The organism is Herbaspirillum sp. BH-1, from assembly GCF_002870055.1.
Classification (GTDB): domain Bacteria; phylum Pseudomonadota; class Gammaproteobacteria; order Burkholderiales; family Burkholderiaceae_D; genus Herbaspirillum; species Herbaspirillum frisingense.
Window position 1 is genome coordinate 54,856 of sequence record NZ_PKOI01000006.1, and the last position, 18,857, is coordinate 73,712.

General features: G+C 65.6%; 21 protein-coding genes. 14 read left to right on the top strand and 7 right to left on the bottom strand.

The features are described 5' to 3' along the window. Positions 1 to 14: 14 nt before the first annotated feature. Positions 15 to 1,301: an NAD(P)/FAD-dependent oxidoreductase gene (locus tag HBH1_RS10055; protein WP_102662832.1), complete on the top strand. Its 1,287-nt coding sequence runs from the start codon at positions 15 to 17 to the stop codon at positions 1,299 to 1,301. A gap of 14 nt (positions 1,302 to 1,315) precedes the next feature. On the opposite strand, the gene HBH1_RS10060 is transcribed toward HBH1_RS10055, so the two are convergent. Further along, complete coding sequence (locus HBH1_RS10060) at positions 1,316 to 1,846, bottom strand: cysteine hydrolase family protein (RefSeq protein WP_102662651.1); 531 nt, start codon at positions 1,844 to 1,846, stop codon at positions 1,316 to 1,318. Between the two features lie 203 nt (positions 1,847 to 2,049). On the opposite strand from HBH1_RS10060, the gene HBH1_RS10065 reads away from it, so the two are divergent. Continuing rightward, positions 2,050 to 2,229 carry a metallothio multi-domain protein gene (locus tag HBH1_RS10065; RefSeq protein WP_102662652.1) on the top strand — a complete coding sequence of 60 codons (180 nt, stop codon included), beginning with the start codon at positions 2,050 to 2,052 and terminating at the stop codon, positions 2,227 to 2,229. Positions 2,230 to 2,316: 87 nt separating this feature from the next. Beyond that, positions 2,317 to 4,812 carry a DEAD/DEAH box helicase gene (locus HBH1_RS10070; RefSeq protein WP_102662653.1) on the top strand — a complete coding sequence of 832 codons (2,496 nt, stop codon included), beginning with the start codon at positions 2,317 to 2,319 and terminating at the stop codon, positions 4,810 to 4,812. An 8-nt stretch (positions 4,813 to 4,820) separates the two neighbouring features. On the opposite strand, the gene HBH1_RS10075 is transcribed toward HBH1_RS10070, so the two are convergent. After that, a complete protein-coding gene (locus HBH1_RS10075) occupies positions 4,821 to 6,263 on the bottom strand; it encodes an MFS transporter (protein WP_199181561.1) in 1,443 nt (480 codons plus the stop codon). Positions 6,264 to 6,468: 205 nt separating this feature from the next. Between HBH1_RS10075 and HBH1_RS10080 the strand changes: the two genes are divergently transcribed. From HBH1_RS10080 to HBH1_RS10115, 8 genes are all read left to right on the top strand, one after another. Continuing rightward, entirely contained in the window at positions 6,469 to 6,750 is a 282-nt protein-coding gene (locus HBH1_RS10080; protein ID WP_102662654.1) for a hypothetical protein, read from the top strand. A 189-nt stretch (positions 6,751 to 6,939) separates the two neighbouring features. Next, a complete protein-coding gene (locus HBH1_RS10085) occupies positions 6,940 to 7,533 on the top strand; it encodes a low affinity iron permease family protein (protein WP_102662655.1) in 594 nt (197 codons plus the stop codon). Between the two features lie 17 nt (positions 7,534 to 7,550). Beyond that, positions 7,551 to 7,754, top strand: coding sequence for a hypothetical protein (locus HBH1_RS10090; RefSeq protein WP_146012837.1), 204 nt, complete (start codon positions 7,551 to 7,553; stop codon positions 7,752 to 7,754). A 424-nt stretch (positions 7,755 to 8,178) separates the two neighbouring features. After that, the gene (locus HBH1_RS10095) at positions 8,179 to 8,439 is read left to right on the top strand and encodes a DUF4148 domain-containing protein (protein ID WP_006461204.1); all 261 of its coding nucleotides are present in this window, start codon (positions 8,179 to 8,181) and stop codon (positions 8,437 to 8,439) included. A gap of 144 nt (positions 8,440 to 8,583) precedes the next feature. After that, complete coding sequence (locus tag HBH1_RS10100) at positions 8,584 to 8,808, top strand: hypothetical protein (RefSeq protein WP_006461205.1); 225 nt, start codon at positions 8,584 to 8,586, stop codon at positions 8,806 to 8,808. A gap of 134 nt (positions 8,809 to 8,942) precedes the next feature. Then, on the top strand, positions 8,943 to 9,806 hold the full coding sequence (locus HBH1_RS10105) for a cysteine hydrolase family protein (RefSeq protein WP_102662656.1): 864 nt from the start codon (positions 8,943 to 8,945) through the stop codon (positions 9,804 to 9,806). 249 nt (positions 9,807 to 10,055) lie between these two features. Next, positions 10,056 to 10,994 (top strand): LysR family transcriptional regulator, encoded by a 939-nt coding sequence (locus HBH1_RS10110; RefSeq protein ID WP_102662657.1) that lies wholly within the window; start codon positions 10,056 to 10,058, stop codon positions 10,992 to 10,994. 49 nt (positions 10,995 to 11,043) lie between these two features. Next, on the top strand, positions 11,044 to 11,964 hold the full coding sequence (locus HBH1_RS10115) for an ornithine cyclodeaminase family protein (RefSeq protein ID WP_102662658.1): 921 nt from the start codon (positions 11,044 to 11,046) through the stop codon (positions 11,962 to 11,964). 112 nt (positions 11,965 to 12,076) lie between these two features. Here the strand turns inward: HBH1_RS10115 and HBH1_RS10120 are convergent, their stop codons facing one another. Then, entirely contained in the window at positions 12,077 to 12,982 is a 906-nt protein-coding gene (locus HBH1_RS10120; RefSeq protein WP_102662834.1) for a DMT family transporter, read from the bottom strand. A gap of 220 nt (positions 12,983 to 13,202) precedes the next feature. Between HBH1_RS10120 and HBH1_RS10125 the strand changes: the two genes are divergently transcribed. Continuing rightward, the gene (locus tag HBH1_RS10125) at positions 13,203 to 13,826 is read left to right on the top strand and encodes a glutathione S-transferase family protein (RefSeq protein WP_006461213.1); all 624 of its coding nucleotides are present in this window, start codon (positions 13,203 to 13,205) and stop codon (positions 13,824 to 13,826) included. Positions 13,827 to 14,099: 273 nt separating this feature from the next. Here HBH1_RS10125 and HBH1_RS25205 read toward each other — a convergent pair whose 3' ends face one another. Both HBH1_RS25205 and HBH1_RS10130 read right to left on the bottom strand, forming a co-directional pair. Continuing rightward, a complete protein-coding gene (locus HBH1_RS25205; protein WP_166758000.1) occupies positions 14,100 to 14,252 on the bottom strand; it encodes a hypothetical protein in 153 nt (50 codons plus the stop codon). Positions 14,253 to 14,363: 111 nt separating this feature from the next. After that, the gene (locus tag HBH1_RS10130) at positions 14,364 to 15,452 is read right to left on the bottom strand and encodes an NADH:flavin oxidoreductase/NADH oxidase (RefSeq protein WP_102662659.1); all 1,089 of its coding nucleotides are present in this window, start codon (positions 15,450 to 15,452) and stop codon (positions 14,364 to 14,366) included. Between the two features lie 124 nt (positions 15,453 to 15,576). Here HBH1_RS10130 and HBH1_RS10135 point away from each other — a divergent pair, with 124 nt between their 5' ends. Further along, the gene (locus HBH1_RS10135) at positions 15,577 to 15,909 is read left to right on the top strand and encodes an ArsR/SmtB family transcription factor (protein WP_006461216.1); all 333 of its coding nucleotides are present in this window, start codon (positions 15,577 to 15,579) and stop codon (positions 15,907 to 15,909) included. 4 nt (positions 15,910 to 15,913) lie between these two features. Here the strand turns inward: HBH1_RS10135 and HBH1_RS10140 are convergent, their stop codons facing one another. Beyond that, complete coding sequence (locus tag HBH1_RS10140) at positions 15,914 to 16,345, bottom strand: hypothetical protein (protein ID WP_006461217.1); 432 nt, start codon at positions 16,343 to 16,345, stop codon at positions 15,914 to 15,916. Between the two features lie 184 nt (positions 16,346 to 16,529). Between HBH1_RS10140 and HBH1_RS10145 the strand changes: the two genes are divergently transcribed. Continuing rightward, on the top strand, positions 16,530 to 17,051 hold the full coding sequence (locus HBH1_RS10145; RefSeq protein ID WP_102662660.1) for a GNAT family N-acetyltransferase: 522 nt from the start codon (positions 16,530 to 16,532) through the stop codon (positions 17,049 to 17,051). An 89-nt stretch (positions 17,052 to 17,140) separates the two neighbouring features. Here HBH1_RS10145 and HBH1_RS10150 read toward each other — a convergent pair whose 3' ends face one another. Then, positions 17,141 to 18,799, bottom strand: a complete 1,659-nt coding sequence (locus HBH1_RS10150; protein ID WP_102662661.1) for a DUF3300 domain-containing protein — start codon at positions 18,797 to 18,799, stop codon at positions 17,141 to 17,143. Positions 18,800 to 18,857 lie beyond the last annotated feature (58 nt).

Consider the following 18,857-nt stretch of genomic DNA (forward strand, 5'->3'; position numbering starts at 1 on the left):
CCGCACATCCGCCCATGTCCACCTCTCAGGAAATTGTCTTTCCCCGCCACGTCGTCGTCATCGGCACCGGTGCCGTGGGGCTCATGAGCGCCATCCACGCGCTGGACGAGGGCCTGCAGGTCAGCCTGCTGGACTTCAACGAGGCCGGTAGCGAAGAAGCCTCCAGCTACGGCAATGCCGGCTGGCTGTCCTCGCATTCGGTGATTCCCCCGGTGGAGCCGGGCATGTGGAAAAAAGTACCGGGCTATCTGAAGGACTCGCTGGGCCCGCTATCGATCCGCTGGCGCTACCTGCCCCGTCTGACGCCCTGGCTGCTGCGCAACCTGGCCAGCGCCCGGCGTGATCGCATCCGCACCACCGCCCGCGCCCTGCGTACGCTGGTGGCCGATGCCCGCAATCTGCACCTGGAGGTGGCGCGCCGTGCCGGCGTGGCCCACCTGATCGATACCTCGGGCGTCTTGCACATCTATCGCTCGCGCCGGCACTTCGACAACGACGCCTTCGGCTGGGGCGTGCGGCGCGAACTGGGCATCACCTGGCAGGAGCTGGAAGGCGAGAGCCTGCGTCGCCGCGAGCCCGATCTCGATCCGGCCTTCGGCTTCGCGGTGCATGTGGACGAGGCCGGTCACTGCAAGAATCCTGGCGCCTACATGCAGGCACTGCAAGCCTATGCGCTGGCCCGCGGCGCCACGCGCATCAGCGGCCGCGCCAGCGGCTTCCGGGTCGAGCAGGGGCGCCTGAAGGCGGTACTGACCGACCAGGGCGAGATCGCCTGCGATGCCGCCGTGATCGCTGCCGGCGCACGCTCCAAGGCCCTGGCCGCCCAGGCCGGCGACCGCGTGCAACTGGAGAGCGAGCGGGGTTACCACGCCGTGATCCGTGGTCAGCAACTGCAGGCCACTGCCCGCACGCCGATGATGGTGTCCGAATTCAAGGTCATCGCCACCCAGATGGAAACCGGCCTGCGCATCGCCGGCCAGGTGGAATTCGCCTCCTTCGAAGCTGCGCCGGACTGGCGCCGCGGCGAGATCATGCGCGACATCGCCCTCAAGCTCTTCCCCGGCCTGCCCCGCACACTGGCCCCGGAGGATGTGCAATTCTGGCTGGGCCGGCGTCCCAGCACGCCCGATGGCATGCCCTGCATCGGCCACGCCCGTGCCAGCCACGACATCATCCATGCCTATGGTCACGGCCACATTGGACTGGGCTGCTCGGCCCGCACCGGTCGCATCGTCACCCAGTTGCTGACCGGGCAAGCCCCCGAGATCGACCTGTCACCCTTCAGCGCGCAGCGCTTCTGAGGGCGTCACCGCGATCAGAAGGCGATCTCGGCCACCGGCGTGATGGTGGTGCGCACGCCATAGGCCCCCAGGTTGGACAGCGTGGCGTGGTGATGCGCCACCACATCGGCCACCGACAGCACGCCGTTGGGCGCGGTGGTGTGACCATCGGCCGCCAGCGTCACCGGAAAACCCAGCGCCAGCGCGCGCCGCACCGTGGATTCCACGCAGAATTCGGTCTGCATGCCGCACACCACCAGTTGCGTCACACCCAGCGAGCGCAGCAGCGCTTCCAGCCCGGTGTGATGGAAGGCATCCGAACCACGCTTGCGCACGTCCACATCCGTCGCATGCCGCTGCAGGCCCGATGCCAGTTGCCAACCGGGGCTGCCCTGCAGCAACGCACCCTGGTCCTCGTGCTGCACGAAGATCACCGGCATCCCGGCGGCACGCGCCTTCTGCGACAGCAGGTTGATGTTGGCGATGGTGAGCTCGCCGTTGACGACGGCGTCGGGACCGGTGCACAGGGCGTGCTGGACATCGATGATGAGCAGGGCGGTAGTCATGGCGTGAAGGTGTGTGGGTAGGGAGTGAAGTGCTCTAGGGTAACAGAGCAGGCAGAGCAGGTTGCGTCAATGTTTCCCGATATTGCCAGCCTGACACTGCGTCAATTTGTCCCATTACATCGGCCGTCGGCCTTGGCTAGAATGCTGGTTGTTCCTTTTCTCCCCGCGTCCCACTTTCCACTTCCTTATTCCCCAGCTCATCCATGACCGCCCTCTTTGACCGCGTCGAAGACGTCTTGCGCAAGGCCTCCGGACTGCACATCGTGCTGGCCCTGCTGCTGGTGTGCGGCCTGTTGTGCTGGGCGGTGTGGGTATGGGCCACCGGCGAAGGGCGCACCCCCTTCGGCATGCTGGACTTCTGCATCACTCCGCCGGCCAGGTAAGCGGCCTGCCGTCTTCCCGGGTCGCATCGTCTTTTCTGTCGCGCACCTGCCCCCCGCTGCTGCACCTAGCCCGCGAAGCACCCTACAATGGCCGCTTTGTCGACATTCCTAGGCCGCATGTCCAGTTCGCCTTCTCCTTCTCCCAGTGCCTTCCATCCGCGCCTGACCCTGCAGTCCCTCACCCGTGGCGAGGGGCTGCTGGGCATGCGCGCCCATGGCCTGTTCGGGCCGCGTGGCGCCCTGGTCACGGTGGCGCAGATCGACTGGGTCTATGGCGATGGGGCGCAGCGCTGGAGCACGCCGGCGCCGACAGGTCACGCCGAGGACGAAGCCGGCTACACGCCGGCCCACATCGTGCGCGATTCCCAGGCCGAAGCACTGGCGCTGGAGACCATCCGCGACATGGGCCTCCTGCCCCTGCGCGAAGATGCCCTGCAATGGCGCGCCAGCAATCCGCTTTACGACGCCGGCCCACTCTGGACGCTGGTGCAGGAAGAATTCTTCGGCGACTTCTGGGCCGACCAGGCGCCACGCCTGCAACAGATGGGCTGGGTCTTGCGCCTGCGCCCCGGCTTCGCCCACGAGAGCGTACCGGTAACTGCCTGGCGCATCATCGTCAGCCCCGACACCGGTGAAGTCGTCAGTCGCGAAGTGGCCGCGCCCCTGTTGCCCCGTGCCTTTTCCAGCGAAGTCTTCGATGGCCTGGATCCGACCGGCCGCTGGTTGCTGTCCATCGGCATCGATGTCGATGGGCAATCCATGGACGTGGCGCCGATGGTGGCCGACCTGCTGCGGCGCGACCCGCGCTGGGCCGATGCGCAACAGGTCGAGCGCATGGACCCGCATGCGGTGATTTCCCTGCGCGCTCCCGGCGGGCGTCGCATCGATGCCATGGCCGGTCCGCTCAAGGCGGTGGTGCTGGCCTTGCTCGATCTGCTGATCGACCTCAAGCGCCAGGACGGTCCGCTGCGCCTGACCCCCTGGGATGCGCACCGCCTCGACAGCCTGCATGGCGCGCTGCAGGCCCTCGACGGTGGCCAGCCCTGGCATATGAGCGGCGCGACCGGCGTGCTGCAACTGGCGCAGCGCCTGCGCGCCGCCGGCAGCGTCGTACCGGTGGCCGCACCCGAGGGGCTGGGTCTGCGCCTGCGGGGCTACCAGCTGCAAGGTGTGGCCTGGATGCAATACCTGCGTGAGCACGGCCTGGCCGGCATCCTGGCCGATGACATGGGCCTGGGCAAGACCGCCCAGGTGCTGGCCCACCTGCTGATCGAGCAGCAGGCCGCTCGCCTGGACCTGCCGGCGCTGGTAGTGGTACCGACCTCGTTGTTGTTCAACTGGCAGCAGGAGGCGCAGCGCATTGCGCCGGCACTGCGCGTGGTGGTGCTGCACGGGGACGACCGCGCCCGCCACGTCGCCACGATTGCCGCCGGCCAGGCCGACCTGGTGCTGACCACCTATCCCTTGCTGTGGCGCGATCTGGATGCGCTGCTGTCCTTGCGTTTTCACCTGCTGGTGCTGGACGAGGCCCAGACCGTCAAGAATGCCGGCGCCCGCAGCGCCGCCGCCGCGCGCCGACTGCATGCCCGCCATCGCCTCTGCATGACCGGCACGCCGCTGGAAAACCATCTGGGCGAGCTGTGGAGCCAGTTCCATTTCCTGATGCCGGGCTTTCTCGGCGATGCGCGCAGCTTTGCGCGGCTGTGGCGCAAGCCCATCGAACAGCAGGGCCAGACCGTACGCGCGCGACTGCTGGCGCAGCGGGTGCGCCCCTTCATCCTGCGCCGGCGCAAAGAAGACGTGCTGCAGGAATTGCCGGCCCGCATCGAGATCGTGGAGCGCCTGCAACTGCAGGGGCGCCAGCGGGAACTCTACGAAAGCGTGCGCGTGGCCGCCGACAAGCAGGTGCGGCGCGCCCTGGAACGGCGCGGCCTGGGCAGTGTGCAGGTCAGCGTGATGGATGCATTGTTGAAGCTGCGCCAGGTCTGCTGCGACCCCTACCTGCTCAAGCAGGGACGCATGCCCCAGGGGCTGGAGCGCGCCAAGATCGAGTGGTTGCGCGATACCCTGCCGGCGCTGGTGGCCGAGGGGCGCCGCATCCTGGTGTTCTCGCAGTTCACCAGCATGCTGCGGCTCATCGACAGCGAGCTGCAGGCCTTGCAGCTACCCTGCCTGATGCTGACCGGCGACACCGAACCGGCCGCCCGTGGTGCCGTGATTGAACGCTTCCAGGCACAACAGGTGCCGCTCATGCTGGTGAGCCTGAAGGTCGGCGGCGTGGGCCTGAACCTGACCGCTGCCGATACCGTGGTACTGGTCGATCCCTGGTGGAATCCGGCCGTGGAAGAGCAGGCCATCGCCCGCGCCCATCGACTGGGTCAGACGCGCCAGGTGTTCGTCTACAAGCTGGTCATCGAGGGCAGTATCGAAGAGCGCCTGCTGGAGCTGCAGGCGCGCAAGTCGGCCCTGGCCGAAGGCATGCTGGGGCGGGATGACACCACCACCATCAAGTTCGGCGAAGAAGAATTGCAGGCACTGCTGGCGCCGTTGGGGGCAGGCATCGCCGAGAAGGTCCTGGCCTAGCGGGGCGATCAGTCCTTCCACTCCGCTACGTCTTCCAGCGTGCGCCGTTCCGCATCCACCGCCCAGCGCAGCGCGCAGGCACCCGCCAGCAGGGCCAGGCATGCGCCCAGTGCATAACCCGCCGCCACCGCATGACGGTCGCCGCTGACGATGAGCCAGCCCAGCAGCAGCGGCGCGATGAATCCCCCCACCCCGGTCCCGATGGCATAGAAGATCGAAATGGCCATGGCCCGCATGCGCAGCGGGAATACCTCGCTGGCCGTGAGATAGGCCGAACTGGCCGCCGCCGATGCCACGAAGAACACCGCGCTCCAGCACAGCGCCAGCCCGAGCGCATCGAGCAGGCCGGCCTGGAAGGCCCAGGCGGTGGCCGCCAGTCCGGCGCCGGAGAGCAGGTAGGTGGCGGCGATCATGCGACGCCGGCCGATGCTGTCGAACAGATGGCCCAGCACCAGCGGCCCCAGCACATTGCCCAGCGCGAAGGGGAAGATGTAGAGCGCCACGCGGTGGTCCGGCACCTGGAAGAAACGGGTCAACACCAGCGCATAGGTGAAGAAGATGGCGTTGTAGACGAAAGCCTGGGCCACCATCATCAGCGCCACCATGAGGCTGCGCTGGCGATAGCGATGCAGCAGCACCTGTGCCATCTCGCGCCAGGGCAGCATGCCGGTACCAGTACTGGCACCCGGCGAGGTATCGGCAGGCAGCGGCGCCGGCAATGGACCGTGTTCAGCCGCGACCTGTGCCTCGATCTCCCGCACCACCTGTTCGGCCTTCTCGTGATGCCCATGCATGAGCAGCCAGCGCGGACTTTCCGGCACATGCCGGCGCACCAGCAGGATCGCCACCGCCAATACCGCCCCCAGCAGGAAGCAGGCGCGCCAGCCCAGCGCCGCACCCAGTACACGCGGGTCCAGGATCACCAGCGACAGGCCGGCGCCCAGTGCCGCGCCGATCCAGAAACTGGCATTGATGATCAGGTTCACGCGGCCGCGCACCCGCGCCGGCACCAGTTCGTCGATGGCCGAGTTGATGGCCGCATATTCCCCGCCGATGCCCAGGCCGGTGACGAAGCGGCACAGGGCCAGGAACAGGAAGTCCTGTGCGAAGGCGGTCGCCAGCGTGGCGGCCATGTACAGCGCCAGGGTCAGCATGAACAGGCGCTTGCGCCCCAGGCGGTCGGTCAGGCGCCCGAACAGCAATGCCCCCAGCACCGTGCCGGCGATGTAGAGCGAGCCGGTCCAGCCGACCTGCGCCGCATCCAGCCCCAGCGTATCGGAGCGTTCGAGGACGCTGCCCAGTGAGCCGACCAGCGTGACTTCCAGCCCGTCCAGAACCCAGGCCACGCCCAGTGCAATGACCACGCGCCAGTGCCAGCGCGACCATGGCAGGCGGTCCAGGCGGGCAGGAATGGTCGTGCTGCCGGCGTGGGCGGACGAGGGGGCGGACATGGGCGACTCCGGTGGGATGAGCCAACAGCAGAAGGCTGGACGGCAAGACGGCAGACCTTTCCGCTGGCGAGGCGGTTCCTGCGGATGAGCTTGGCCTGTGGCAGGACGGCGACTCAGTCATTTCCTGATGGGCATCGTCGACTTACACGCCTAAGATCCGTCCATTCCCGATATTCACCTACTCATCCACGAGGACAGGCCGCACATGGACTGGATCGACGCCATCATGCAGTACGCCATCTATGCCGCGCTTGCGCTGTGCATGGGCGGGCTGGTGGCGGCCATCGTGCTGTTCATCGCGCTGGAACGACGCTGGCAGGAACGCGTGGCCGAAGATGTCGAGGAGCTGGCCACCCGCGTGCAGGCCGAGCACGCGCACGACGGCCTGCCCCTGCATCCCTGGGAGGAATTGCGCAACCGCATCGGCGAGATGCAGATCGTGGCCGAAGAATCCGACCGCCCAATTCCCTACAAGAACGTGGCCTGAGCGCTGGGCTGCCTGCTTTCCTACAGCAGGGATGGCGCTTGTCTGCTTTGCAGTGGGTGGCTACCGCAGAGATACTCTTTCCCATTCCCGGCATGGGTCTGCGCCATCAGTCTGCACTCCTGAGTTTGCACTCCTGAGTTCGCCCCCTTGCCGCAACAACAAGGAGATTGCGGGAGGAGACAGCGCATCATGAAAGCCACCAAGCACCCCGGATCGGCCACGCCTGCCGATGCCGGTCTTTCCGAAACCTTCCATCATTTCAGCGAAGCCTGCGCGCATGCGGTGGGCAGTTCCTGGACCTTCGTCCTGGCGCTCGGTGTGGTGCTGGTCTGGGCCATCACCGGTCCGATGTTCGACTACTCCGACACCTGGCAACTGCTCATCAATACCGGCACCACCATCGTGACCTTCCTGATGGTCTTCCTGATCCAGAACGCCCAGAACCGCGATGCCCAGGCGACGCAGCTGAAGCTGGATGAACTGATCCGCGCCGTCAAAGGGACCCGCAAGCAGATGATGGATGCCGAAGACCTGTCCGACCAGGAACTGTCGCGCCTGAAGGAAGAATTCGCGCGCATGGGCGAGCACCCTGACGACCCCGTGCGCCAGCGCCTGCGCCGCTCGCTGGGACGTGGCGCGGTGGCGCGCTCGATTTCCTCCACGGGTGACGTCCAGGAACAGCCCCGACCCGCCGTCGCGGCGCAAAGGCGCGAGCGGCCGGCCCAACGTCAGCACGAGGAATACACCCGTCCGCTGCGCGCCAGCCAGCGCCAGTGGACCTGAGCGATGAGGAGACCATCATGAGCATGCATCCCGCCGATCCGACCAAGCCCGATAACGCCCTCGAGGATCATCCCGATCCGCGCCATACCCCTGAGCAGGAAACTGTTCCTGCACCACTGGATGGCGCGCCTGCCAAGGGCCGCACCGTGCTCAAGCCCGGGGGCCTGTCCGAGGCCGAACAACTGCTGGAGCAGCAGAAGCTGGATCGCTCGGCTCGCTAAGGGCCTCCCCCCGATATCTTCCAGCCGCCTGCAGGCCCCTGGCCTGCACAGTGCCAGTCCACCTGCGCTCCGCAGTGGCCCGGTGCTGTCCTCTGCGCGGCCCTCGCTATCGTCGTGATTGTGTAGCGGTAGAGGCTGATACTGTTGCGGCTATTACCTATCGCTTCGATAGTCCCTGACGATTGTTCCAGATCGCGGAACACTCAATTCTCTCTGGCATGGTTTTTCTTCGCGCCGCTCTTCCGTAGACTTCAGTCCATCGATGAACGACATCGCAACGCCCCAGACGAGGCGGCGGCGACGGAGTTCTAGAGAGCGGCACATGTGTCCCATTCGCTCCACCGAAACATGTACCCATCATTGCCTGTGCATCACCAAACTGTATTTAACCCGATTGAACTTAACTGTACCCAAGGAGAACATCATGTCCGCAAAGACCATCATCGCAGCAGTCCTGGCCCTGTCCGCTTCGTCCGTCGCTTTCGCTGAAGCCCAGTATCCGGTTGACCAAGCCTTCGTTTCCCACACCACCCGTGCCGAAGTCAAGGCCGACCTGGCACGTGCCCAGCAACAAGGCCTGGCCAACCAGCCTGACTCGGTCTTCCCGGTGATCAGCAACGGTCCCGCCAAGAGCGAAGTGCAGACCGCCGGTCGTGCCGCTGCTTCGACCTACGCTGGTGCCTGATGCAGGGCATGCGGATGCAAGGTCATTCCGATTCATCCGATGACCGCGCATCCCGCCTCGCTGGCCTGCCAGGCTGATTGAAGCAGGAAGTCAAAGCAAGCCAAAGCAAGTTAGAGCAAGTACAACAACAAAGAGGAAATCATCATGTTGCAGCAAGTGTTCTCGCGTGGCCTGTCCTTCTATCCACGGATCTATCTGCAGTTTGCCGCTCTGGTCGGTTTGCTGATTGCAGCAGAGTTCAGCCTGAGCACGCTGTCCATGATGTTGACCCAGCGCGCCGTGTACCGCGTCTCGCAACGCGTGCGCCACCGTCGTGAAGCCCGGCGCCAGGAGCGCTGTGAACATATCGACGGTAACTGTTGTGCCTGAGGGGCCCACACAACCCCGCTACTGACGAAAACGGCGTGCCTTCAACGGCGCGCCGTTTTCGTTGCGGCTGCCGCCTGGCGCGCAGTGTTCTACACTCTGGGGACAGCGACTGCCTGCCGCCCTCCGGAGCCCCCATGAAACGCAACTTCCACCTGCTTGTCATCGATCCGCAAAACGATTTCTGCGATCTCCCCGCCAGCTACCTGCCGGCTGACCCGGTCAGCGGCGACGTGCTACGTCCGGCGCTGCCCGTGGCTGGCAGCCATGCCGACCTGCAGCGCGTGGCGGGGCTGATCGACCAGGGCGGGGCCGGGCTCTCTGCCATCAGCATCACCCTCGACGCCCATCACCGCCTCGATATCGCCCACCCCACCTTCTGGCAGAGCGGCGAGGGCGCGCCGGTCGCGCCCTTCACCCAGATCGAGGCGGCACAGGTGCGCGCCGGCCTCTACCAGCCGCGTGACCCGCAGGCACTGGCACGCAGCCTGGCCTACCTGGATGCGCTGGAAGCAGCCGGCCGCTACCGCCTCATGATATGGCCGGTCCACTGCGAGATCGGCAGTTGGGGTGCCGCCGTGCATGCCGATGTGCGGGCCGCCTACAACCGCTGGGAGGATGCGCACCTGGGCCAGGTCACCAAGCTCGGCAAGGGCAGCAATCCCTGGACCGAGCATTATTCGGCGGTGATGGCCGAAGTCCCCGATGCCGACGACCCCGCCACCCAGCTCAACCACGGTTTCATCGCCCGCCTGGCCGAGGCAGATCGCGTCTACATCACCGGCGAGGCCGGCAGCCATTGCGTGCGCGCCACCACCGAACACATCGTCGCCCAGCTGGATGAGGCCGCTCGCATGCGCCTGGTGCTGGTCACCGACTGCATGAGTCCCGTGACCGGCTTCGAGGCGCACTACCAGCAATTCCTGCAAGCCATGTCGGCCGCCGGTGTACGTCTGGCCCGCGCCGACGAAGTCTTGTCCGAACTGCAAGCCAACGCCTGAGCGCCAGCGCCCATGGCGGCTGCCGGCTCGTTTTTCGCCATCGCCTGTCACTGATCCAGATCGGCCGCAACCGAGCGCCGGGCGCGACTTATGCCAAAATGGCATGGGACGTCGGCGGTGCCGTTTCGGTATAGTTGCCGCCAAGGGAGAGGGCGACTGCGATGCCGATGGCATGCGGCGCACACGGCGCCACGCGCGCGCAAACACCATGCCGCCCATCCGGCGCGGCATGCCAACGGGGTGGCAAGCATGGAAATCAAATGGGTGGAAGACTTTCTGTCGGTGGTCGACACGCTCAACTTCAGCCGTTCGGCCAAGTTGCGCAATGTCACGCAACCGGCCTTCGGACGCCGCATCCGCTCGCTGGAAACCTGGCTGGGCGCTGAACTGTTCGATCGCTCTTCCTACCCCTGTACCCTGACCCCGGCAGGCGAATCCTTCGTGCCCATCGCCAAGGAAATGCTGAACCAGTCCATGCAGGCCAGGCTGGTGCTGCGCGGCCAGCTGGCCGGTGCGCAATCGGCGGTGCGTTTCGCCATGCCGCATACGCTGCTGCTGACGGTCTTCCCCAAGCTGCTCTCCGAGATCGAAAAGAAGATCGGCGCCATCTCCACCACCGTGATGGCCGGCAACGTCCACGATGCCGTGATGGCGCTGGTGGAGCGCAACTGCGACCTGCTGATCTGCTACGACCACCGGCAACAGGGCATCGCCCTCGATACCGAGCGCTACGCCGTGCTCTCGCTGGGCAAGGAGCCGCTGCGCCCCTATGTGAAAACCCTGCCCAGTGGCCTGCCCAAATATGTCTTGCCTGGCACGCCCAATGATCCACAACCCTTCCTCAGCTATTCGCCGTATTCGTCGCTGTCGCGCATCGTCGAGAAGGCCCTGCATTCCAGCCCGCGCCGCGTGCATCTGTTCCGCCGCTTCGAGACTGACCTGGCCGAGGGTTTGAAGAGCATGGCCGTGGAAGGCCACGGCATCGCCTGGCTGCCGGCCAGCGCGGTGGCCCGCGAGATCGCTGAGGGCAAGCTGACCCTGGCCATCGCGCCCAATGACAGCGAGGCACTGGAACAGGGGCTGTGGTGTGAAGAGATGGATATCCGCGCCTACCGCCGCCTGGATGGCGCCAATCCCGACATCGACCGTATCTGGAATTACCTCAAGTCCGAGCACGGCGGGCAGTGAGCCTGCCCTGCCCGGACCTCCCACGCCTGAACATCACAAGGATCTACCGATGAAATTTCTCACCAACCAGCAGATCAGCGAACTGCTGACCACCGAAGACGCCATCGCCTCCATGCGCGAAGCCTTCGCCCATGCCGCCGAAGGCGCCCACCAGGGGCGCGTGCGCACCAGCGCCTCCAATGGCGTGATGCTGTCGATGATGGGTGCGGTCATTCCGGCCGCCGGCATCGCCGGCGCCAAGGTGTACACCACCATCAAGGGCCAGTTCAAGTTCGTCATCCAGCTGTTCTCCACCGAGACCGGGGCGCCGCTGTGCACCATCGAGGGCGACACCATGACCGGCCTGCGTACCGCTGCGGCCACCGCCGTGGCCTGTGATGCGCTGGCGCGACCGGATGCGCAGGTGCTGGCCGTGATCGGCACCGGCGTGCAGGCGCGCTCGCACATCCCGGCGCTGCTGCAGGTCCGCCCATTCAAGGAAGTCCTGATCGCCGGCCAGTCGGGCCAGCAGGAACTGGCCGAGGAAGTCACCCGTACCCTGGGTGTGCCGGCGCGCGCGGTCGGCATCGACGAGGCCGCTGCCCAGGCCGACGTGCTCGTGACAGTGACCCGCGCCGCCACCCCCCTGTTCGATGGCCAGCTGTTGCGCCCCGGTACCTTCGTGGCCGCCGTTGGCGCTTCCAAGGCCAATGTGCGTGAGCTGGATGACGTGGCCATCAGCCGCGCCGCTGCCCTCTTCGTCGAATGGAAACCACAGGCCCAGCAGGAAGCCGGCGACCTGGTGCAATGCGCGCCGGGCGTGTTCGACTGGGCCGAGGTGATGGAACTGGCACAGGCGGTCGACGGCAGCATGGCCTATCAGCGCAAGCCCGACGACATCGTCATCTACAAGGCCATCGGCATCGGCCTGGAAGACGTGGCCCTGGCCGGCCTGGCCTATCGCAAGGCCTGCGCCCGCTACGGCTGGTAAGCCGGGGTCGGCAGGCGACTGCCGGTCAATACTTCGCGGGAAATACGCACCAGCAAAAAGGCGCTGCAGAATCTGCAGCGCCTTTGTCTTGTCCACAGCCGTCGGCCTGTCCTCAGACGGTGGCCTTGGCCTGCGGCGGCTTGACGCTGGCCGCCGGCTTGGCGCGCAGCGCCGTGGCGGTTGCCACCAGCACGATGGCGATCCCGGCCACGGTGCCCAGGGTCACCGGTTCATCCAGCAGCAGCCAGGCCCACAGCGAGGCCGTCATCGGCACCAGGAAGGTGACGGTGATGGCCTTGGTCGCGCCCTCGGCGGCGATCAGCTGGAAGAACAGCGCATAGGCAATCCCGGTACAGACCACGCCCAGCACCAGTACAGCCAGCAGCGCCGGCGCGGTGCCGGCCTCCAGCGCATGCGGCACCGACGGTGCGGCCAGCGGCAGCAGGCACAGGGCGGCGGCGAACTGGCTGCCGGTCGCCATGGCGATGGGAGAGATGCCACCGGCGCGCATACGCGTGAACGTGGCGGCGAAGCCATAGCTGACAGCCGCCCCCATGGCCGCCAGCACTCCTGCGATGACCAGGAAATCGGCCGGCGCCGGGCCGATGCCCACCAGCACCGCCACGCCCACCAGGCCCAGCACGAAGGCGGCGCCGCGCAACAGGCTGAGCCGCTCACCCATCAGCAGGAAACCGAACATGGCCGTAAACACCGGCGCCAGCGAATTCATCGTCGCCATGTAGGAGGAAGGAATGTGCAGCGCCGACCACGCAAACAGCGCGAAGGGCAGGGCGGTATTGAACACGCCGATCACCAGGTAGGGCAGCCAGTTCTTGCGCCACTGCAGCGGTACACCGCGCACGCGGGCAAAGGCCAGCAGCGACAGCGTGGCCAGCGAGGCGCGGCCGAAGGTGGTCAGCATGGGGCCGAAGACGGGCGCGGCAATGCGCATGAGCATGAAGCTGGTGCCCCAGATGGCGGCCAGCAACAACAGTTTGGCGATATTGGAGGAGGACATGGAGATGAGGCGTTGCGCCACAAGGGCAGCGCCATGGAGGGCTGGTCGGATGATGATTGTAAGGCGACCGGCCCCTGGCCGTCCCGGTACAGTTGCGTGCTTTGCACCGTGCCACTTGGCCGCCCGCAACAGTGGCTGCCGATACGGCCGGGCAACTGTACATGTCGCCCCCTGCGCCGTGCTGATAATCTTGGGCAGATTGACAACAGGGAGGGCAGCGATGCTGAAAATCTACGGGCGCGACAATTCCATCAACGTACGCAAGGTGCTGTGGGCCTGTGCCGAACTGGGCATCGCCTTCGAGCGGGAAGACTGGGGCGCCGGCTTTCGTCCCACCAGCGAAGCAGGCTTCCTGGCCATGAATCCCAATGCGATGGTGCCGGTGATCGACGATGATGGTTTCGTGCTGTGGGAATCCAATAGCATCCTGCGCTACCTGGCCGCGCAACATGGCGGCAGCGCGCTCTATCCGGCCGCGCCGCGCGAGCGTGCCCGCATCGACCAATGGCTGGACTGGCAGGCCAGCGACCTCAACCGCAGCTGGAGCTATGCTTTCATGGCCCTGGCCCGCAAGTCGCCCGAGCATGGCGATGCACAACAGGTAGCGGCCTCCATTGCCGGCTGGACCCGTTTCATGCGGGTGCTGGAACAGCAGTTGCAGCACAGCGGTGGCTACGTTGCCGGAGCGGACTTCACGCTGGCCGACATTGCGGTCGGCCTGTCGGTGAACCGCTGGTTCGGTACACCCTTCGAGCACGCGCCCTTGCCGGCGGTGGCGGCCTATTTCGAACGCCTGACCGAGCGCCCAGGCTTTCGCACCTACGGCCGCAACGGCATGGCCTGAAGGCGGCTGGCGCGGTACACTGCGGCCTTGCGCTTTTTACCGCGTCTCCCATTGCCCTTTGCAGGACCACCATGGCCACCCGAAAGAAAAAACTGCTGTTCCTCGCCGCCTTCCTGGGCTGCCTGCTGCTGGCCAGCGTGCCGCTGCTGAGTCTGTTGTTCTACTGAACACAGTTCCGGACCCGCAGCTTTTCATCCTCACCAAAAAAAACGCCCCTTGGCCAAAGACCAAGGGGCAACACCAGATCCACTTCCACCTGCCTGCAAACCGACGTCAGACCGGCAGACGCTGTCCCGGCAGGCGGATATTGCGCGCCAGCGGGTGATGCTGCCATTTCGCCTCGGCAAACAGATAGATGCCCAGGGACGAAAAGGCGACGGTCGCCAATGCGGAAAGAACGACGGTCAGCAGGTAGGTGGTGAACATGGTGATCTCCTCAAGACGATGTCATCTTAGGAAATCCCCCGTCCGTTGGCTTTAGTGATTTTCCCTAGAAAACCACGAGACCGCTCAGGGAAATCCCGAGCGGCAGGCACCTCAATAACGTTCCAGCCAGTGCGCATAGGGCGCTGGCAGTGTCCACGAGGGACGATCCACGCCCAGTTCCCGCGCCGCCTGGTAGGGCCAGTGCGGATTGACCAGGTGCGAACGGCCGACCATCACCAGGTCCAGCTGCTCTTCCTTGACCGCACGTTCGGCCAGCTCGGGCGTGCCGAAGCCCCAGGCCGACGAGACCGGCACGCCGGCTTCTTCACGCACGCGCCTGGCGATCGGGCCGAGGAAGGCCGGACCCCAGGGGATCTGGACCTCGGGGATGGTAAAGCCCATGGTCACGCTGATCATGTCCATGCCGCTGGCCTTGAATTGACGTACCAGGGCGATCGATTCCAGCAGCGTCTGTTCATCCCGGCCGTCGTATTCCAGCACGCCGAAACGCACGGTCAGGGCCAGCCTTTCCGGCCATACCTCGCGCACCGCACGCAGGGTTTCCAGCAGGAAACGGGCGCGATTCTCGACGCTGCCGCCATAGATGTCGTCACGCTGGTTGGAATGTGCCGAAAAGAAACTCTGCGCCAGGTAACCGTGGGCGAAGTGCAGTTCCAGCCATTCGAAGCCGGCATCGCGGGCGCGGATGGCCGCGTCCACGAAGTTCTGGCGCACCCGTGCGATGTCGTCCAGGCTCATGGCCTTGGGGACCTTGGGCAAGCCCTTGCCATAGGCGATGGCCGACGGGGCCAGGGTGTCCCAGCCGCGGGCGTCGTCGGCGGCGATGTGGTCGTCACCTTCCCATGGACGGTTGGCGCTGGCCTTGCGGCCGGCATGGGCGATCTGGATGCCGGGGACCGCACCGGCGGCCTTGATGGCTTGCACGACCGGCACGAAGGCCTGCGCCAGTTCGTCCGACCAGATGCCGGTGCAGCCCGGGGTGATGCGGCCCTCGGGGGCCACGGCGGTGGCTTCCACGATCACCAGGCCGGCACCACCGCGGGCGATGCCGGCGTAGTGCGACAGGTGCCATTCGTTGGCCTTGCCGTCCACCGCCATGTACTGGCACATGGGTGGCACGGCGATGCGGTTGCGCAGGTTCAGCTCCTTGAGCTTGAAGGGGGTAAAGAGGGCGGACATGGGCGTTTTCTTGTCAGGGTTCAATGAGGGAGCGCCAGGCGTCGGGATTGCGGACACCTGTTTCGTTGGTTCGAAAATATTCGAACTATGGAAGGAGTATAACCCAGGGTGTATCATCCTGCAGATGCGTCCCTACAAACATCCCGAGATTGCCGAGTTCGTGCTGGAGCGCGTGCTCTACGCGCTGAGCGATTCGATCCGCCTGGAGATCGTGCGCCATCTCGACCGCGTGGAATGCGCGACCTGCGGCGAACTCGATGGCGGGCGCCCCAAGTCCACCGTCTCGCACCACTTCAAGGTCTTGCGCGAGGCAGGGCTGGTGCGTACCGAAAGCAACGGCACCACTCACATCAACACCCTGCGCAGCGCCGATATCGAACAGCGTTTCCCCGGCCTGCTCAGTGCCATCCTGGCGCAATCCGACAAGCTGCCGGCGCGCCGCCGCAAGGCGGCCTAGCTCGTTAAAGCCGACCTGCCGCGATATCGGCGTCCACTGCCCGGAAGGCGCTGGCCATGGCATGCTCCTCGGCCTCCACCATGGTATTGCCACGGAAGTCGTCGCACGTCACGCGACGGAAAGCCACCGGATTGTCATTGCGATGCAGCTGGTAGTTGCCGACCCAGCTACCGTCGATCTGCTCGGTGCTGCTCACGCGGATGAAGTAGCCATGATGTTCGGCCACATCGTTGTCGAGCTGGGTATCGATCAGCGCCCGCGCATAGGCGACCCCGGCCACCTGCGCTGCCGCCAGCGAAGCGAAGGGATTGCCGCGCAGGCCGGGTGCCGGTTCGCCGTCGATGCGGACCGAACAGATCACGTCGCCGTTTCTTTGCTGCGTGCTCTCCACGCTGATGTGCTTGCCGCGATAGGTGGCGCCGTAGGGTTGATTCATGTTGAAGATGTCGAAAAGGCGCTGAGGGTGACCAAGACAGGACTATAAGCCCTTTGCCCACTCGCTGTCGCCCCACCCGCCAGGCGGCCGCCGAAGCACTGCCCGTCTTGAGCTACACTGTGGGCTCATCTACTCCCCTTTCCCATTCCCCATTTCTCATTAACGCAAGCCAGCCGCCCACATCATGCAGATCCGCGACGCCACCCCCGCCGATATCCCCGCCATCACCCTGATCTTCAATAACGCCGTGGTCAATACCACCGCCATCTGGAGCGATACCCAGGTCGATGAAAAGAACCGCCATGACTGGCTGGCCGCACGCCGTCAGCTCGGCTATCCGGTGCTGGTGGCGGTGAACGGCGACCAAGTGCTGGGCTATGCCAGCTTCGGTGACTGGCGCCCGTTCGACGGCTTCCGCCATTCGGTGGAACACTCGGTCTACGTCCACAAGGAGCATCGTGGTGAAGGCCTGGGCGTGGCGCTGATGCAAGCGCTCATCCCGCGTGCACGCGCCGTGGGCAAGCATGTGATGGTAGCGGCCATCGACGCCAGCAATGTCGGTTCCATCGCCCTGCACAAGAAGCTGGGCTTCGACCAGGTCGGTCATATGCCCCAGGTCGGTACCAAGTTCGGCAAGTGGCTGGATCTGATTTTCCTGCAACTGACGCTGGACCAGCGCAGCGATCCCGACCGCCTTCCGGGCTGATCGCCATCGTTGATGGCCTTCACTGACCAAGCAACAGGGCCGCTTTAGAGCGGCCCTGTTGCTTGCTGCATGGCAGGAAGCGTCAGCGTTCAGCCATTGTGCTTTTCGGCTTCATGCCGTTCATTGCCTCGTTTGTCCTCTTCATGCCGCGCCGGCTCGTGCTTCTGGACGGCATGCTGCTCTGACGCATGTTCATGCGCAGCGGCCTCATGTCTTTCCGCAGGCGCCTGCTGGGGGTGGACCGGCCGGCTTTCCTGGCGTGCTTCCGGCCTGGCGGCTGCCTGCGGATGGGCCGGCACAGCCTCCTTATGCTCGGCGGGATGGGCTGGCTGGGCGTGCGCGGCTTCCTGCTTCAAGGCCAGCGCCTGACGCTGCTCGGCCTGTTGCCGTTCCTGTTGAGCCGCATTCTGCTGCGCCTGCTGATGTTCACGGGCGGCCTGCTGTTCCATCTCCTGATGCTGGCGTGCCGCGTTGGCCTGGACAGCCTGCTTCTGCTCGGCTTCCTGATGGTGGAGATCGGCGGCCTCCACTGGCGACTGCGGGTGTTGCGGCTGCGGTTGCGGATGGACTGCCGGCATCGCACCGGCATGCGCATCGTTGGCCGTGAAGTGCGGCATGCTCATGCCGGCCTGGCGGTTGGCCGCTTCCGGATGATTGTCGATGCGGGTCTGGTCGCGGTTGATGTTGCGCTCGTCCACGTTGCTGACATTGCGCACATTGCTGACGTTGTTGTTCACAACCCGGTTGTTGTTGATGGTCACGTTGTTGTTGGTCACGCGATTGATCACCGTGGTCGAGTGCGAGACATAGGTGGTGTTCCGGTACACCACCGCCGGACGCTGCCATCCCGGAGCGGACTGTGCGCCCGCCGGTGAACCGCCCCAGTGCATGCCCCAGTCGTGCCAGCCCCAGTCGGCGTGGTGGCTGATGGCTTCGCCCACGAAGATGCCCACCCCGAACGACAGGGCCCCTACGACTACTTCATTGCCCACCCGGCTGGGCGGGCGATACGCGTAACCCGGATAGACCGGCACCGGCGGACCATAGACCACCGCCGGGTTGTAGCTCGGTACATAGACGGTATCGGGCTGGCTGGATTCGATGACGATGGTCTGCGGCGGCGGCGCAATCACCGGCGCACCCGCATAGACGGGAACCGGCTCCGGTGCCGACACAGGTGCCTGGCTCTGGCCGCTGCGCACCGTGGTGGAGACCCGCAGCTGCGAGGAATTCTTCAGGTTGCCGGCCTGCTGGGCGCGCAGCCGCAGTTCCTGGATGGCGTTCATGACGTCGTTCGGATCATTGACGAAGGCGTCACCCAGAGCCCGCGTCCAGTCCGGATTGGCCGCCATCTGCGAGAGCACCGCCGGGAACATGGTCAGTGATTTCACGCTAACATCCCAGGGCTGGCGGTCCTCGGCGGCCCGCAGGATGTCACCCTTGAGCGCGGCGTTCTGTCCCAGCCACTGGTTGGCCGCGACGATCTGGTCGGGATAGGTGGAGCCGGCCAATACCTGGGCCACCAGCTTGTCGGGAAACAGCGCGATGGGCGCCACCATCTGTGACAGTTGGGCCGCCGTGGGTGGTACGTAGGCCGGCGCGCTCGCAGCAGTGGGCGTGGCCGACGCTGCCGCATTGGGCGGTGCGGTGTCGGCATTGTCCTTATTCTCGCAGGCCGAGAGTGCCAGCACGGCACTCAGGAGCGAAGCGGAAACGATGATGGCGCGATGTCTGTTTCTTGTTGTCATGATCTGGTCCTCGATCCGGCATGGATGATGGGAACGGTGGGGGGGATTGCCTGGATAG